This window comes from Streptosporangium sp. NPDC050284 (assembly GCF_044459525.1).
In the GTDB taxonomy this organism is placed as follows: Bacteria; Actinomycetota; Actinomycetes; order Streptosporangiales; family Streptosporangiaceae; genus Streptosporangium.
Genome location: NZ_JBITIZ010000014.1, coordinates 81,389 through 95,724 on the forward strand (window position 1 = coordinate 81,389; position 14,336 = coordinate 95,724).

A 14,336-nucleotide genomic window follows, 5' to 3' on the forward strand; every position below is an offset into this window, starting at 1 on the left:
ATCGCGCCTAGGCGCGGACGGGGGCGCGGCGGCGGGTCTCGGGGACGATCAGCGGGGTGCCGCTCTGCGGATCCTCGATGATCTCGCAGCGCAGTTCGAAGACCTGCTCCACCAGCGCGGCCGTGATGATCGAGGAGGGGTCGCCCTCGGCGACGATCCGGCCGTCGCGCATCACGATCAGGTGGGTGGCGTAGCGGCAGGCCTGGTTCAGGTCGTGCAGTACGGCGACGAGGGTCCTGCCTCGCTCGTGCAGGTCGGCGCAGAGGTCGAGCACCTCGATCTGGTGGGCGATGTCCAGGAAGGTCGTCGGTTCGTCGAGCAGCAGGATCGGCGTCTCCTGGGCGAGCGCCATCGCCAGCCAGACCCGCTGGCGCTGGCCGCCGGAGAGCTCGTCCACGCAGCGGTCCGCCAGTTCGGTCACGTCGGTCGACTCCATCGCCGCCGCCACCGCGACCTCGTCCTCGCGGGACCACTGCCGCATCAGCCGCTGGTGCGGGTAGCGGCCTCTGCCCACCAGGTCGGCGACCGTGATGCCGTCGGGCACGATCGAGCTCTGCGGCAGCAGGCCCAGCCTGCGCGCCACTTCTTTGGACGGCAGCGAGGTGATCGCGGCCCCGTCCAGGTGGACCGTCCCCGCGCGGGGCTTGAGCATGCGGGCCAGGGCGCGCAGCATGGTGGACTTGCCGCACGCGTTGGGGCCGATGATCACGGTGAACGACCCGTCGGGGATCGTGACGTTCAGGTCGCTGGCCACCACGCGCTTGTCGTAGGAGAGCGTCAGGTCGGTGCCGTACAGTCTCAACGTCGTTCCCTCCGGAGTAGAAACACCAGGTATATCCCGCCGATCGCGGCGGTCATGATCCCGACCGGTAACTGCACCGGTGCGAAGACGCGCTGTGCGGCCAGGTCGGCGCCGACCAGCAGGGTGGCGCCGGTCAGCGCCGAGGTGAGCAGGGTGACGCCGGGGGAGCGGGTGATCCGGCGGGCCAGCTGCGGTGCGGCCATCGCCACGAAGATCACGGGTCCGGCGGCGGCGACGGCGACCCCGCACAGCAGCACCGCGACGGCGATCGCCGTCGCGCGCACCGGCTCGACGCGGATGCCCGCGGCCCTGGCCGCGTCGTCGCCCATCTCCATCATCCGCAGCGGGCGAGACAGCCAGGCGCAGACGGGCAGGAGCACCGCCAGCGCGTACGCGACCGGGATCGCGTGTTCCCAGCCGCGCCCGCTGAGGCTGCCGGTGATCCACGCTCCCGCGGTGGCGGCGTCGTTGATGTCGGCGCGGGTGAGCATGTACCAGTCGGCGGAGACCAGCAGCGCGCCGACCCCGATGCCGACCAGGATCAGCCGGTAGCCCTGCACCCCGCGCCGGTAGGCGAGGGCGTAGACCACCAGTGCGGAGAGGACGCACCCGGCGAGGGAGGCTCCCGCGATCTGCCAGGCGGTGCCGCCCAGGATGACGGCGGCGATGCCCCCGGTGGAGGCCCCGGCGGTGAAGCCGATGAAGTCGGGGCTGCCGAGCGGGTTGCGGGTGAGGCTCTGGAGGATGGCGCCGCTCAGCCCGAACGCGGCGCCGACCAGCAGGCCGGTCACCACACGCGGCGCCCGCAGGCGGCTCACGATGAGTTCGGCGACCGGAGGCCCCTCGCCGAACAGCGCGGCCACGATGTCGGGGATGGGAACGGTGAACTCGCCGGTGGACAGCGCGACGAGGCTGACGGCCAGTCCCAGGAGGGTGACGGCGGCCCCGGCGGCGAGACCGCGCGGTGGGAGTCGCAGCGACCAGGAACGCAGGCGCAGGGCGGTGGGGAGGGATTTCGCCGCGGGTGTTCGCGGTGAGCCGTTCGCGAAGTGGAGGGTCTCCGCGGCGGGTGTCGTCCGTGAGGTGATTCTCAGGAGAGGGTTCGTGCGGCGGGTCTTCGGGGTGTCCGTCCGCCGTGAGGTGATCTTCATAGGGCGGCGAGCCTCCGGCGGCGGGCGAGCAGGATGAACACCGGGGCGCCGACGACCGCGCACATGATGCCCACCTGCACCTCGCCGGGGGCGGCGACGACCCGGCCGAGGATGTCGGAGCCGAGCAGCACCACGGGGGCGAGCACGAGGGTGTAGGGCAGGACCCAGCGTTGGTCGGGCCCGGTGAGGGCGCGCACCGCGTGTGGCACGGCCAGGCCCACGAACCAGAGCGGTCCGGCGGCGGCGGTGGCGGCTCCGCACAGCAGGGTGACGGCGATCGCGGTGAGCCCGCGCGTGCGGGCCATGTTCACGCCGAGCGCGCGTCCCGCCTCGTCGCCGAGTGCGAGGGCGTTGAGCGGTTTGGCGAGCAGCAGTCCGAGCACCAGTCCGGCCGCGAGGAACGGGGCGAGCCGTATCGCGACGTCGCCGCTCACTCCGGCCAGCGAGCCGGTGAGCCAGAACCGCATCCGGTCGAAGGTCGCGTTGTCGGTCCGCAGGATCGCCGAGGCGGCGGCGTTGAAGACCATGCCCAGCGCGACACCGGCGAGGGTGAGCCGTACCGGCCCGCCACCCGAGCGCCCGGCGGAGCCGAGCGCGTAGGCGAGCGCGGCGGCGGCGGCCGCGCCGGCGAACGCGAACCAGACGTAGAGGGAGGGGTCGCCCACCCCGAGCAGTCCGATCGCGACCGTCACCCCGAACATGGCGCCCTGGTTGACGCCGAGCAGTCCGGGGTCGGCGAGCGGGTTGCGGGTGAGGCTCTGCATCAGCGCCCCGGCCAGGCCGAGTGCCGCGCCCACGCCGATGCCGATCAGGGTCCTCGGTACGCGAAGTTCCCTGATGACCGTGTGGTCCGGGGACCCGTCGGGCGTGAGCAGCGCGTCCAGGACCGTGGACAGCGGGACCGAGCGCGATCCCACCGCGATGCTGACCATCGTGAGCAGCACCAGCGCGGCCAGCCCCACCAGCAGCCCGGCCACGAGCGTCACCGGGCGCCTGCTCGGCCCTCCTGCTCGCCTGGGACGCGACCCGTCCGGTTTCCCGGGCGTCTCGGACGCGGCCGTGGTCACACCGGCCCTGCTCACCAGGTACCCCTCTTCTTCGGTAATGCTTAGGCAAGGCTAATCTAACGTAGAAGTCAATTTAGGTAAGCCTATCCATTGGAGTGAGAAATGTCCCGACCTGTCCTTCCCCGGCGGGGGTTCATGGCCGCGGGCCTCGGTCTCGTGTTCGTCCTGACCGCCTGCGGGAGCGGAACGGAGACGACGACCGCGGCGACGGGCGGCCCGTCGGCCGCGACCTCCCCCTCGGCGGGCCCCTGGACCTTCACCGACGACCGTGGGAAGAAGATCGATGTGCCCAGCCGCCCGGCCCGGGTCGTCGCCCAGGTCGGCGCCGCCGCGGCGCTGTGGGACTTCGGCGTCCGGCCGATCGCCGTCTTCGGGCCGCACCGGCTCAAGGACGGTACGAAGGATCCCCAGGTCGGTGATGTCGACATCACCAAGGTCGAGTCCCTCGGCAACGTGTGGGACGAGTTCAACGTCGAGAAGTACATCTCCCTGCAGCCGGACCTGCTGGTCAGCGGCATGTACGCCAAGGACGCCCTCTGGTACGTGCCGGAGAAGTCCGCCGCCACCATCGAGCAGGTCGCCCCCACCCTCGGCGTCAGCCAGATGGAAATGTCGGTGCCCAAGATCATTGAGAGGTACGGGCAGGTCGCCGCCGCTCTCGGCGCGGATCTCGACGCCCCCGAGGTGGCCACCGCCAAGGCCAGGTTCGACGCCGCCTCCGCCGCGCTCGTCACCCCGCACAGCAAGAGCCTGAAAGTCATGGTCATGGCGGGCGGGCCGGAGGCGATGTGGGTGGCCAACCCCGAGGCGCACGCGGACGTGCGCTACTTCAAGGAGCTCGGCCTGGACGTCGTGGTGCCGGAGAAGGTCGACGAAGGCGGCTACTGGCAGACCCTGAGCTGGGAGAACGCCGACACCTACCAGGCGGACGTGATCCTGGTGGACGCCCGCTCCCAGTCGATGCGGCCCGAGGAGATGAAGAAGAAGCCGACTTTCGCCGGGCTGCCCGCGGTCAAGGCGGGACAGGTCTACCAGTGGCACGCCGAGGAGCGCTACAGCTACCAGGGCTACGCCGACGTGCTGGAGCAGCTCAACGCCGACCTCGCCAAGGCGAAAAAGCTGTAGTCGTCACGCCGTCGCGGGCCGACTCGTTCGGATCAGGCGTAGGTGCCGCGGACCTCCACGATGTCGGCCAGCGGGAACTCCAGGTAGTCGCCCGCCTCCTCACACCACGCGTCGAGCACGCCGCTGCGCAGCTCGCCGTGGCTGATGGTGGCGGTCAGGCCGTCGGTCAGCGTGATCGCCGCCCGTACGCCACGGTCGACGACGAAGCCGAGCAGCGACTGCTGGGCGGTCGGCAGACGAGAGGCCATACGGCCGATGACCGCCCACGTCCTGCCGGCGGACTTGGACGCCTCGCCCTCGGCGACGAGCAGGCGCTGGGCGTGCTCGCGCGGATCGGGAGGCGGTTCCACCAGCGGGTACGAAGGCTGCTCCAACTCGGCCACCCTGCCCCCGGGAAGCAGGATGAGCCGTCCGTTCCGTGGCTCCTCGACGCGGGCCCTGCGGATGGTGATCTCACCGGTGTCCTCGATCGGCACCGGCGCGTAACCGTTCTCCCTCAGCGCCGCGAGGGTCTTGTCGGCGGGCTGCGAACTGGCCAGCACGGTCGGGGCGAGCAGCCGCAGGCCCAACCGGCCCAGCCGCCGATGCCCGGCGATCTCGGCGAGCAGCACCGGATCGGAGGCCTGCACGATGCAGGCGACCGTGGTCACGGTGACCTCGCCGTGCCGCCTGGCCACGTCGTGGACGAGGTAGTCGAGGGGCTGCGGCACCGCGCCCACCTCCGCCAGGTCCGCCAGCAGGCCCTCGGCGGTGTAACCGGAGTCCATGGCACGGCGCACGCTGGCCGGGGTGAACCGCCACACCGAGGCCGCGCCTCGCGACTCGCGTTCGGCGGCCCGGTCGAGCAGCTCGGCGAGCTCACCGGCGGGCGGGCCGGTCACCACGGCGGTGAGATCGGCGCCGAAGAGAGCGCTCCGCCGCACGCTGGCGAGCGCTCTGGTGGAGCACTCGACCAGTACGGGGTCGTTCTCCACGATGGGCGACGAGTCGTCGATCTCGTCGCCGGGAAAGGCGTCGAGACCGGCCATCGCCCGGCCGAGATCGGTGATCGTGTCGAGGGCGACCAGCCCGAGCACGCGGGCCTCCTCCAGCACGGCGGGGGCGCACTCGGCCAGCAGCGCCCGGTCCAGCAGCGGCGCGTGCCAGTGCGCGGACCTGACCAGCCCCGCCAGGTCGGTGCAGGCGGTGTTGGCGGGCAGCCGGGCCAGCACGCCGAGCAGCGCCCGCCTGGCGCGGGCGACCATGGCCCCCGCCGGGTCGTCGCCGAGCACCGTGCCGTACTTGCCGTCGATCTTCCGTAGCGACGAACGCTCCATCCGCCACCACGCCGACAGCAGCACCCTGAGCCTGGCGGCGGCGTCGTCCAGCCGCCAGCGGTCGAACTTCTCCGTGGGCACCAGCCCTCCGGCGGGCTCGTCCCAGGCGAGCAGCCGGGCCACCGCGCACACCTCGAGCAGCAACCGGGTCTCGTCCTCGTCGCAGCCGGTGTCCTTGGCCACCCGCCGGACCTCGCGCACCCCGACCCCGCCCGCCTTGAGCAGCGGCAGCGGGAACTTCGCGGTGTTCTCCAACATGGCGGCGCAGCGCTCCACCACGTGCGGTGCGGCGAGCGTCATCAGGTGGTCGACGGCCTCGGGGTCGACGGGGATGGTGGCGAGGTCGGGTGGGAGGGGGGTGAAGGGAGGGTGGTAGTCGGGGCCGCGCAGCGCGAGCGCCACCTCACGAGGCATCTCGGCCATGTTCCAGCTGGGCCGGAAGAGCAGGCCGTGGTCGGCCGCCCACTTCTCCGGAGATCCGGGCACCACGAACCTGCCGCCGTCCACGTCGCGGACCGGGCCGTCCCAGGCGAACTCCTCCAGCAGCCCTCTCGTGCCGTCCGGAGCCTTCTCCAGAAGTGCGATCACCCGCTCCGGATCGGAGAGGATCTCGGTCACCCTGATGACCGTGCGCCGCTTGGGGCCCTGCGGAAGGCCGAGGGCCCTGGCCAGCCCGCGCAACGCGTCGGCGCTGACCGTCCAGGAGTTCAGGTAGTGGGGAATCGGGTCGCCGAGCCCGCAGGGCGCCGTCCACCACCGGGCGACCCCCTCGGCCACGCGGATGCGGCCCTCGGCGTCCGGCCACGCCAACGCGTGGTCGAACAGCAGGTCGAGCCAGGGGGCGACCTCGGCCTCGGGCACGCCCATGAACCGGGCCACCGTGTCAGATCCGGCCTGCTCGCCGAGGGCGAGCGAGGCCTGCGCCACCTCCAGCGAGGGCAGCGGCAGGCCGCGCATGACCTCCATCACCGCGAACCCGTTGCCCAGCCGCTGCGCCAGGGTGTCCAGGCGGCGTGGCCACGGTGGGGCGATGGCGTCCAGCCGGTTGGCCAGAACTCGGGCGAGCCGTTCTTCGTCGAGGGTTTTCAACCAGCCGAGCAGGTGATCGTCCATCTCGCAGCTCTCTCAGGAATCTCGCGCGGGGACTCTCCGTGAGCCATAAACATCCACGGTAATGCAGAGGACATCTCTGACGGCATCTACCGCGCAGAATGCGATGCGTTATAAAACTCTCCACCCGGATCTGACCGGTCCCGGGGCCGCGAGACGGGAGGGGGGCGGCCCCGGGACCGATCGGCGCCTTTGGAAAGGGAAGGGGCGGCGCCGTCCGGGAGGGTCGGTAGAGGCTCGGGGGAGCGGAGAAGGTCGTCGGAGCCCTGGGAGAACCTCGGGCCCGGGGTGATGGGCGGACCCGAGGGCGTTCGAGGGGCCCTCCGGGGAGAGGGGAAGGGACTACGGGCGGTCGAAGGGATCCGGCTCTTCGCACGGGCCCGTCCGAAGGACGGCCCACACGATCTTGCCGTACGGGGCGAGCGGTGCCCAGCCCCATCGGAGACTCAGCGACTCGACGATGTGCAGTCCGAGGCCGCCGATGTCGAGGGGGCAGGGGTCACGGAGGGCGGGAAAGCCGGCCCCCGGGTCGTTGAGCGTGCAGGCGACCAGCCCGTCCCGCCGGAGCAGGGAGAGCCGGATCGGCTCCCTGGCGCGTGACTCGGCCAGCCTCAGGCCGTGCCTGAAGGCGTTGGTCGCCAGCTCCGAGACCACCAGCTCCATGTTCTCGCCCAGTTCGGCGAGGTTCCAGCCGGTGAGGGTGCCTGTCGCGAAGCTGCGGGCGGAGTGGACGGACTCGGCCTGTGGCGGGAGGACGAATGTGGCGCTGGCCATGGCTACCGGGGACCTGGGAAGAAGATCACGCGCGGAATCGGGCCACCAGCCGGCGGGGGGCCACCAGTCGAGAGCCGTCCATGACGTTGACGCTCGGGGGGGCGCGGTTTGGGCGGACTGCACAGCCGTCATCATGGTGCAAACTCCCGTGCAGGTGCAAGAGCGAATGCACGTGCATAAGACCTGTGCAACCGCTACCGTTACCCCTGATTGGGTGATTACGGACGAAAGGGGATCTTGGTCATGGCCAAGGATTCTTTGGCCATGAAGTGACAGACTGTCGATCAGGAAAGCGAGCGAGGAGCACTACGTGTCCATGGATCCGCCCGGTACCGGTTCCACCGTTCGGCGAATCATGCTCGGCGCCAGCCTGCGCCGGTTGCGTGAGGAGAAGGGACTTGCCCGAGAGGTCGCGGGATTTCACATCCGTGCCTCGGAGTCCAAGATCAGCCGTATGGAACTCGGCCGCGTCGGTTTCAAGACACGTGACGTGGAAGACCTGCTCACCCTGTACGGCGTGCTCGACGACGCAGAACGGCGCGGCCTGCTGGAGATGGTCCGCGAGGCGAACACCCCGGGCTGGTGGCACAAGTACGGCGACCTGTTGCCGAACTGGTTCACCACCTACGTGGGGCTGGAGGAGGCGACGAACATGATCCGCACCTACGAGGTGCAGTTCGTTCCCGGCCTGCTGCAGACGTCCGCCTACGCGCGCACCGTGATCCGGTTGGGCTACCCGGACGTGCCGGAGGCGGAGATCGAGCGTCGTGTGCATATGCGCATGCAGCGGCAGGATCGCCTGACGAGGAAAGACGGCCCTCGGTTGTGGGCGGTCATCGACGAGGCGGCCCTGAGGCGTCCCATCGGAGGTAAGGAGATCATGCGTGAACAACTCCAGCACCTGCTGGAAGTGTCCTCGCTTCCCAACATCACCCTTCAGGTGATGCCCTTCCGATTCGGCATGCACGCGGCCGAGGGTGGTGCGTTCAGCATCTTGCGGTTTCCCGAGTCCGACCTGTCGGACGTCGTCTATGTCGAGCAGCTCTGGGGTGCCCTCTACCTGGACAAACGTGAGGACATCGATCCATACCTCACGGCCATGGAGCAGTTGTGCGTGGAAAGCACCACGCCCGGGGGCACCGCCGAGATCCTCGGCGACCTTCTCAGAGAGATGTAAATGAAGCAGACCTACAACGGCATGCCCGCCACTGACCTTGCCGGGGCCAGCTGGCGCAAGAGCCGCTACAGCAACTCGACGGGTAACTGCGTCGAGCTGGCCGAACTGACGGATGGCAGCATCGCGGTCCGCAACTCGCGTTTTCCCGAGGGGCCTGCCCTGATCTACACGCGGGACGAGATTCGTGCCCTGGTGCTCGGGGTGAAGGATGGGGAGTTCGACGGTTTAACGGTGTAACACCGTTTTTACATCGGGGCGGCCGGGTTAACCGCGACGCGCCGATGATGTAACCGGGGGAGTGGATCGGCGCGGAAGAGTTTGAGATCACAGTGATTGGGGGCTCAAACCGTGCTCGACCAGATGACCTTGTATCCGGTGGCAGACGACGTGCTGTTCGCGCCAGGCGGGCGCGTCGTGATCCGCACTTACGGCGTCGCCTCGGCGGCCACAGGGGAAGGTGCGTCCACTCCGGTGTCCTACCGCACATGGGTCACCGGAGTGCGCGACCAGCCACGTTACTGGCGCTGGGGTCACTTCGAGGACGCCTGCCACGGTCATCGCAAGGTCCTCGAATGGCTGACCGGCCGCGGTCCCCAGCCCGTCGCCGCCGCAGCCTGACCGAGACCTCCACCCCGTACGACGTGACGGCGCTCGGCCCGGCGGTTTTCAGAGGTCAGACGGGGGCGTTCCAGGCGAGGATCACCGGCTCGCCGTGCTCGAAGCCGAGCCGGGAGTAGGTTCCGGTGTCCAGCCGGAAGAGCCGCCCGTCCTGCGGAGACAGTCTGAGCCAGCGGGCGCACAGGACCCGCAGGAAGTGACCGTGGGCGACGAGGACCACGTCGCCCTCCACGGCCCCGGCGCGGGCGATCACCCGGTCGGCGCGGGCGCCCACCTGCTCCGCGCTCTCGCCGGGATGGTCGGCGTCGCCGGGAACGACGCCGTCACGCCACAGATACCAGCCGGGGCGGCCCTCACGGATCTTCGGGGTGGTGATGCCCTCGTAGCCGCCGTAGTCCCATTCCCACAGATCGGGCTCGATCTCGTACTCCTTGATCCCGGCCAGCTCGGCGGTGTTCCTCGCACGACCGGCCGGGCTCACCAGGGCCAGGTCGAATGTCAGGCCCGCGATCAGCGGGGCGAGCGCCCGCGCCTGGTCCTCGCCCTTGGGGGTCAACGGCATGTCGGTGAGTCCGGTGTGCCGGCCGTCCCGGCTCCATTCGGTCTCGCCGTGTCGCAACAGAGTCATCTGATTCATGGTGCCCACCATCATGCCGGTATGGCCTGTGCCGGTCGTCGGCGGCTCATGAACGGCTCACGGACGGCCCATGGACGGCTGATGGACTGAGCACGGACTGAGCACGGCATACACCCGGAGCACGCGTTTGGGGGGGAGGGAGCATGCGAAACTGGATTAGTGACGTTATCTGTAGGTCTGGTCGGCGCCGGACCATGGGCCGAGATGGTGCACGCGCCGATGCTGGCGGCTGGTCCGAACACGCGTCTGGCGGGCGTGTGGGCACGTCGCCCCGAGGCCGCGGCGAGGTTCGGCGCCCCGGTCTTCGAACGGATCGAGGAACTCTTCGACAACTGCGAGGCGGTCGCGTTCTCGGTGCCGCCCGCCGTACAGGCGGAGCTGGGGGTTCGCGCCGCCAAGGCGGGCAAGGCGCTGCTGCTGGAGAAACCGCTCGCCGCCGACCTGGACGGGGCACGGCGGCTGGCCGAGGCGGTCGCCGAGGCGGGAGTGGCCTCGCAGATGGTCCTCACCTGGCGTTACTCACCCGCCACCCGCGCCTTCCTGGCCAGGGTGTCGGCGATCGAGCCGTTCGGCGGGCGGGCGGCCAACGTCTCGGGGGCGATGCTCGGTGGGGCCTTCGCCACCTCCTGGCGTCTGGAGCGCGGCGCGATCCTCGACGTCGGGCCGCACATGATCGACATGCTGGACGCGGCGCTCGGCAGGGTCGTCGGGGTCCGGGCGCACGGCAACCCGCTGGGCTGGGTCGGACTGCTGCTCGAGCACGAGACCGGCGCGGTGAGCGAGGCATCGCTGTGCATGAGCGTGCCGGGTGAGAACCCGCCCTCCGAGGTCGAGATCTACGGGCGCCTCGGCAGGGAGTCCCTCGACGGCACCCGGCTGGGCTCCGACATCTTCTCCCTGATGCTCACCGAGTTCACGCGTACCGTACGGCGCGGCGGTGGCCACCCCCTGGACGCCGCGCACGGCCTGCGCCTGCAGGAGATCATCGCCGCCGCCGAGGAGCAGTTCGGCTGAGGGACGGCGGCGATGAGTGGTTCGGCCGAGGTGCGACTCGGCTGAGGGCGGTTCGTCGAAGAGGCGAGGAACGGTTCACCGCAGGGCGCGCGACGGAGAGGTTCACCGGAGAGCGGTTCGCCGGAGGGCGTGTGTCGAAGGTCTCGACACCCGGGGACCCTCGAAGGACGTTCTGGGGAATTGATACCGTTCGTCTGACGCGCAGCGTGAGCGAAGTCCGGTGTGAGTCCGGCGCTGTCCCGCAACTGTCATGACCCCGAGGGGTCGAGCCAGGTCGCCTCCGCCGCGTCGACGCAGACCCTCGTGGAAAAGGGTGACCCGTCTCTCCTGGGTCTCTCGGTTCCGGCAACTGAAAGGACCTCGTGTGAGGCCCGTACGCAGCGCCCTCGCCGGTGCCCTGTTCGCCGCGCTGACCCTGGCCGGATGCGGCCAGAGCTCCCCAGCCCCGTCCCCAGCCCTGTCCCCGACCGCCCCTGCGGCGGCCACTCCCTCGGCGGGCTTCCCCGTCACCGTCGAAGCGGGCAACGGCCCCGTCGTCGTCGCAAAGAGACCCGAGCGGATCGTCTCGCTGTCGCCAAGCGCGACCGAGAGCCTCTTCGCGATCGGCGCAGGACCGCAGGTCGTGGCGGTGGACGACCAGTCCACCTATCCCGCCGAGGCGCCGAAGAGCGACCTGTCCGGTTTCAAGCCGAACGTGGAGGCGATCATCGCCAGGAAACCCGACCTGGTCGTGGTCGCCAACGACATCGGTGGCGTCGTGGCCGCGCTGGGCAAGGTCGGCGTCCCCGTGCTGCTGGAGCCCGCCGCGACCAAGTTCGACGATGCCTACGACCAGATCGCCGACCTCGGCGACGCCACCGGCAACGGCGACAGGGCCGCCGAACTCGTCGCCGGGATGAGAAAGCGGCTCGACGAGATCACCGCGGCCGCACCCAAGGACGCGAAGCTCACCTACTACCACGAGCTGGACACCACCCCCTATTCGGTCACCTCCACCACCTTCCTCGGCCAGATCTACGGGCTGTTCGGCATGACGAACATCGCCGACGAGGCTCCCGACCCGGCCGGCGGCTATCCCAAGCTCTCTGCCGAGTTCGTCGCCCAGGCCGACCCCGACCTCGTCTTCCTGGCCGACACCAAGTGCTGCGCCCAGTCCAAGGACACCCTCGCCAAGCGTCCCGGCTGGTCCAAGCTCTCCGCCATCAAGAACGACCGGGTCATCCTCCTCGACGACGACATCGCCTCCCGCTGGGGGCCGCGCGTCGTCGACCTCGCCGAGCAGATCGGCGACGCCGTTCAGAAGGTGTCGGCGGGCTGATCGGTGTCAGGAAAAAACGGCAGATGTCTCCTCGCCGCCTCGAAGGACGAGGGCCGCACTCCGGACCGTCGGTGAGTCCCGGCGACGCGGCCTCCGGATCGTCGCCTTCAGCCGACACGGACCCCGGCATCGAGACGAACGCGGGCACGGACCCCGGTACCGGTACAGACACCGAGACGAACACGAACGCCGGCACCGGCACGGGCACGGGCACGGACGTCGGCGCGGCTCGGAAGGCCGATGCCCGGGGGAGGCAGGCGGCCAGGCTGAGCCCGCTGGTGGCGCTCGCGGCCATGGCGGTGCTCCTGGCGAGCATGCTCGCCGGGCTGCTGGTCGGCGCGGCGGACATCGCGCCGACCAGCGTGATGCTCCAGCTGCTCGACTGGCTGCCGTTCGTCTCGGCGGACTCGGGACTCGCCCCGGTCGAGCTGGGCCTGCTGACCGAACTGCGGCTGCCCCGGGTCCTGCTCGCCGCGATCGTCGGTGGCCTGCTGGCCGTCGCGGGAGCCGGATACCAGGGTGTCTTCCGCAACCCGCTCGCCGATCCCTACCTGCTGGGAGCCGCGGCGGGCGCCGGTCTCACGACCACGGCGGCGATCGTCTTCACCGGTGGCGACGTCGAGGCGATCGGCATCCCCGCCGCGGCCTTCACCGGGGCCGTCGGCGGTGTGCTGCTCGCCTACGCGCTGGGCAGCGCGGCGGGCCGGGGCGGCGGCACCGCGACGCTGGTACTCGCGGGCGTCGCGGTCACCTCCTTCCTCACCGCCGTCCAGACGTTCCTGCAACAGCTCAAGGTGGAGGAGCTCCAGCGCATCTACGCCTGGATCCTCGGCGACGTCGGCGGCGGCTGGGGCCAGGTCACGCTCGTCGTCCCGTACGCCGCCGTCTCCGTGGTGGTCATGCTGCTTCACGGCAGGCTTCTCGACGTGCTCTCGGTCGGCGACGACGAGGCGGTCACCCTCGGCCTGAACGCGACCCGCGTCCGCCTCGTCGTGCTGCTCGCCGCCTCCCTCGCCACCGCGGCGGCCGTCGCGGTGAGCGGGCTGATCGGCTTCGTCGGCATCGTCGTGCCGCACGTGGTCCGTCGCCTCGCCGGGTCGTCGTACCGGATCGTGCTGCCGATCTCGCTCATCGGCGGAGCCGCCTTCCTCGTCCTCGCCGACCTGATCGCCAGGACCGTGCTCGCCCCCGCCGAGCTGCCCATCGGGGTGGTGACCGCGTTCGTCGGCGCGCCGTTCTTCGTGGCCGTGCTGCGCGTGACCCGCAGGGTCGAGACATGAGGCGGCCCGTGACCCGCGGAGTCGAGACCGTGACGCACGTGCTCGGAGTCGAGACCATGAGGCCGTACGTGATCCGGGAGAAGAAGGCGCGGTTCCGCCCGTACGGTGGGCGCGCGGCCGTGACCCGCGCGCCGCGCGAAGGGGAGATGCGGTGAGCCACCTGGTGGTGAGGGACCTGTCGGTGGTGCTGGACCGGCGCCCGGTGCTGTCCGGTGTCGGGCTCGACGTACGGACCGGCGGCTGGCTGGCCGTCATCGGGGCCAACGGCGCGGGCAAGTCCACTTTGCTGAGGGCGCTGGCGGGGGTGCTGCCCTTCGAGGGGGAGGCGCTCGTCGACGACGTGCCGCTGCGGCGGCTCAAGGCCAGGGAGCGGGCCGGGCTGCTCGCCTACGCCCCGCAGTCCCCGGCGCTGCCGGCCGACATGACCGTGTTCGACTACGCCCTGCTCGGCCGCACCCCGTACATCCCCTACCTGGGCCGTGAGAGCCGTCACGACCGCGAGGTGACCGTGTCGGTGCTGGAGCGCCTGGATCTGTCGCCCCTCGCCGCCCGCCCGCTCGCCCACCTGTCCGGTGGCGAGCGCCAGCGTGTCGTGCTCGCCAGGGCGTTGGTCCAGCAGGCCCGGGTGCTCCTGCTCGACGAGCCCACCACGGCCCTCGACCTGGGACACCAGCAGCAGGTGCTGGAACTCGTGGACCGGCTCAGGCTGGCCGACGGGCTCACCGTCGTCACGACGCTCCACGACCTGAGCCTGGCGGGTCAGTACGCCGACTCGATGATGCTGCTCTCCGGCGGACGGGTGGCCGCCTCGGGCGCCCCGGCCGAGGTGCTCACGGGCGAGCTGATCGGTGAGCACTTCGACGCCCGTGTGCGTGTCGCGGCCGGTCCCGGCGGCAGGCCCGAGGTCCATCTGGAGCGTCCTTGAGCGAGACGGGAAATCGTTCGGA

15 protein-coding genes are annotated in these 14,336 nt (G+C 70.6%); 9 read left to right on the forward strand and 6 right to left on the reverse strand.

Features of this window, described 5'->3' with window-relative positions; all coding sequences use genetic code 11:
- Positions 1–7: 7 nt before the first annotated feature.
- The 3 genes from ACIBH4_RS29065 to ACIBH4_RS29075 are packed head-to-tail and all read right to left on the reverse strand — an operon-like array spanning position 8 to position 3,038.
- Positions 8–802, reverse strand: a complete 795-nt coding sequence (locus tag ACIBH4_RS29065; protein ID WP_362501910.1) for an ABC transporter ATP-binding protein — start codon at positions 800–802, stop codon at positions 8–10.
- Complete coding sequence (locus ACIBH4_RS29070) at positions 799–1,953, reverse strand: iron chelate uptake ABC transporter family permease subunit (protein ID WP_362501912.1); 1,155 nt, start codon at positions 1,951–1,953, stop codon at positions 799–801. Before ACIBH4_RS29070 ends, ACIBH4_RS29065 begins: the two co-directional genes overlap by 4 nt.
- Entirely contained in the window at positions 1,950–3,038 is a 1,089-nt protein-coding gene (locus ACIBH4_RS29075; protein WP_399173229.1) for a FecCD family ABC transporter permease, read from the reverse strand. The genes ACIBH4_RS29070 and ACIBH4_RS29075 overlap by 4 nt, the downstream gene beginning before the upstream one ends.
- A gap of 84 nt (positions 3,039–3,122) precedes the next feature.
- Between ACIBH4_RS29075 and ACIBH4_RS29080 the strand changes: the two genes are divergently transcribed.
- Positions 3,123–4,145 (forward strand): ABC transporter substrate-binding protein, encoded by a 1,023-nt coding sequence (locus ACIBH4_RS29080; protein WP_362501916.1) that lies wholly within the window; start codon positions 3,123–3,125, stop codon positions 4,143–4,145.
- Positions 4,146–4,177: 32 nt separating this feature from the next.
- On the opposite strand, the gene ACIBH4_RS29085 is transcribed toward ACIBH4_RS29080, so the two are convergent.
- Both ACIBH4_RS29085 and ACIBH4_RS29090 read right to left on the reverse strand, forming a co-directional pair.
- Positions 4,178–6,574 (reverse strand): helicase-associated domain-containing protein, encoded by a 2,397-nt coding sequence (locus ACIBH4_RS29085; protein ID WP_362765233.1) that lies wholly within the window; start codon positions 6,572–6,574, stop codon positions 4,178–4,180.
- 339 nt (positions 6,575–6,913) lie between these two features.
- On the reverse strand, positions 6,914–7,345 hold the full coding sequence (locus ACIBH4_RS29090) for an ATP-binding protein (RefSeq protein ID WP_362501920.1): 432 nt from the start codon (positions 7,343–7,345) through the stop codon (positions 6,914–6,916).
- A gap of 316 nt (positions 7,346–7,661) precedes the next feature.
- Here ACIBH4_RS29090 and ACIBH4_RS29095 point away from each other — a divergent pair, with 316 nt between their 5' ends.
- The 3 genes from ACIBH4_RS29095 to ACIBH4_RS29105 all read left to right on the forward strand — a co-directional run bounded on the left by ACIBH4_RS29095 (position 7,662) and on the right by ACIBH4_RS29105 (position 9,140).
- A complete protein-coding gene (locus ACIBH4_RS29095) occupies positions 7,662–8,522 on the forward strand; it encodes a helix-turn-helix domain-containing protein (protein ID WP_386200457.1) in 861 nt (286 codons plus the stop codon).
- A complete protein-coding gene (locus tag ACIBH4_RS29100; RefSeq protein WP_350947375.1) occupies positions 8,523–8,759 on the forward strand; it encodes a DUF397 domain-containing protein in 237 nt (78 codons plus the stop codon). It abuts the gene before it with no gap.
- Positions 8,760–8,897: 138 nt separating this feature from the next.
- Positions 8,898–9,140, forward strand: a complete 243-nt coding sequence (locus ACIBH4_RS29105; protein ID WP_362501922.1) for a hypothetical protein — start codon at positions 8,898–8,900, stop codon at positions 9,138–9,140.
- Between the two features lie 55 nt (positions 9,141–9,195).
- Here the strand turns inward: ACIBH4_RS29105 and ACIBH4_RS29110 are convergent, their stop codons facing one another.
- On the reverse strand, positions 9,196–9,777 hold the full coding sequence (locus ACIBH4_RS29110) for a histidine phosphatase family protein (RefSeq protein WP_362501924.1): 582 nt from the start codon (positions 9,775–9,777) through the stop codon (positions 9,196–9,198).
- Between the two features lie 159 nt (positions 9,778–9,936).
- Between ACIBH4_RS29110 and ACIBH4_RS29115 the strand changes: the two genes are divergently transcribed.
- From ACIBH4_RS29115 to ACIBH4_RS29135, 5 genes are all read left to right on the forward strand, one after another.
- On the forward strand, positions 9,937–10,791 hold the full coding sequence (locus tag ACIBH4_RS29115; protein WP_350947378.1) for a Gfo/Idh/MocA family oxidoreductase: 855 nt from the start codon (positions 9,937–9,939) through the stop codon (positions 10,789–10,791).
- Positions 10,792–11,155: 364 nt separating this feature from the next.
- A complete protein-coding gene (locus tag ACIBH4_RS29120) occupies positions 11,156–12,109 on the forward strand; it encodes an ABC transporter substrate-binding protein (protein ID WP_362501927.1) in 954 nt (317 codons plus the stop codon).
- Positions 12,110–12,402: 293 nt separating this feature from the next.
- On the forward strand, positions 12,403–13,389 hold the full coding sequence (locus tag ACIBH4_RS29125; RefSeq protein ID WP_362502250.1) for an iron ABC transporter permease: 987 nt from the start codon (positions 12,403–12,405) through the stop codon (positions 13,387–13,389).
- A complete protein-coding gene (locus ACIBH4_RS29130; protein WP_399173181.1) occupies positions 13,386–13,544 on the forward strand; it encodes a hypothetical protein in 159 nt (52 codons plus the stop codon). Before ACIBH4_RS29125 ends, ACIBH4_RS29130 begins: the two co-directional genes overlap by 4 nt.
- The gene (locus ACIBH4_RS29135; protein ID WP_362501931.1) at positions 13,541–14,314 is read left to right on the forward strand and encodes an ABC transporter ATP-binding protein; all 774 of its coding nucleotides are present in this window, start codon (positions 13,541–13,543) and stop codon (positions 14,312–14,314) included. Before ACIBH4_RS29130 ends, ACIBH4_RS29135 begins: the two co-directional genes overlap by 4 nt.
- Positions 14,315–14,336 lie beyond the last annotated feature (22 nt).

Coding starts and splice junctions, on each gene's coding strand:
- ACIBH4_RS29070 (WP_362501912.1), bottom strand. CDS start 1,953: ATGAAGATCACCTCACGGCGGACGGACACCCCGAAGACCCGCCGCACG.
- ACIBH4_RS29080 (WP_362501916.1), top strand. CDS start 3,123: ATGTCCCGACCTGTCCTTCCCCGGCGGGGGTTCATGGCCGCGGGCCTC.
- ACIBH4_RS29085 (WP_362765233.1), bottom strand. CDS start 6,574: ATGGACGATCACCTGCTCGGCTGGTTGAAAACCCTCGACGAAGAACGG.
- ACIBH4_RS29090 (WP_362501920.1), bottom strand. CDS start 7,345: ATGGCCAGCGCCACATTCGTCCTCCCGCCACAGGCCGAGTCCGTCCAC.
- ACIBH4_RS29095 (WP_386200457.1), top strand. CDS start 7,662: ATGGATCCGCCCGGTACCGGTTCCACCGTTCGGCGAATCATGCTCGGC.
- ACIBH4_RS29100 (WP_350947375.1), top strand. CDS start 8,523: ATGAAGCAGACCTACAACGGCATGCCCGCCACTGACCTTGCCGGGGCC.
- ACIBH4_RS29110 (WP_362501924.1), bottom strand. CDS start 9,777: ATGAATCAGATGACTCTGTTGCGACACGGCGAGACCGAATGGAGCCGG.
- ACIBH4_RS29125 (WP_362502250.1), top strand. CDS start 12,403: ATGGCGGTGCTCCTGGCGAGCATGCTCGCCGGGCTGCTGGTCGGCGCG.
- ACIBH4_RS29130 (WP_399173181.1), top strand. CDS start 13,386: ATGAGGCGGCCCGTGACCCGCGGAGTCGAGACCGTGACGCACGTGCTC.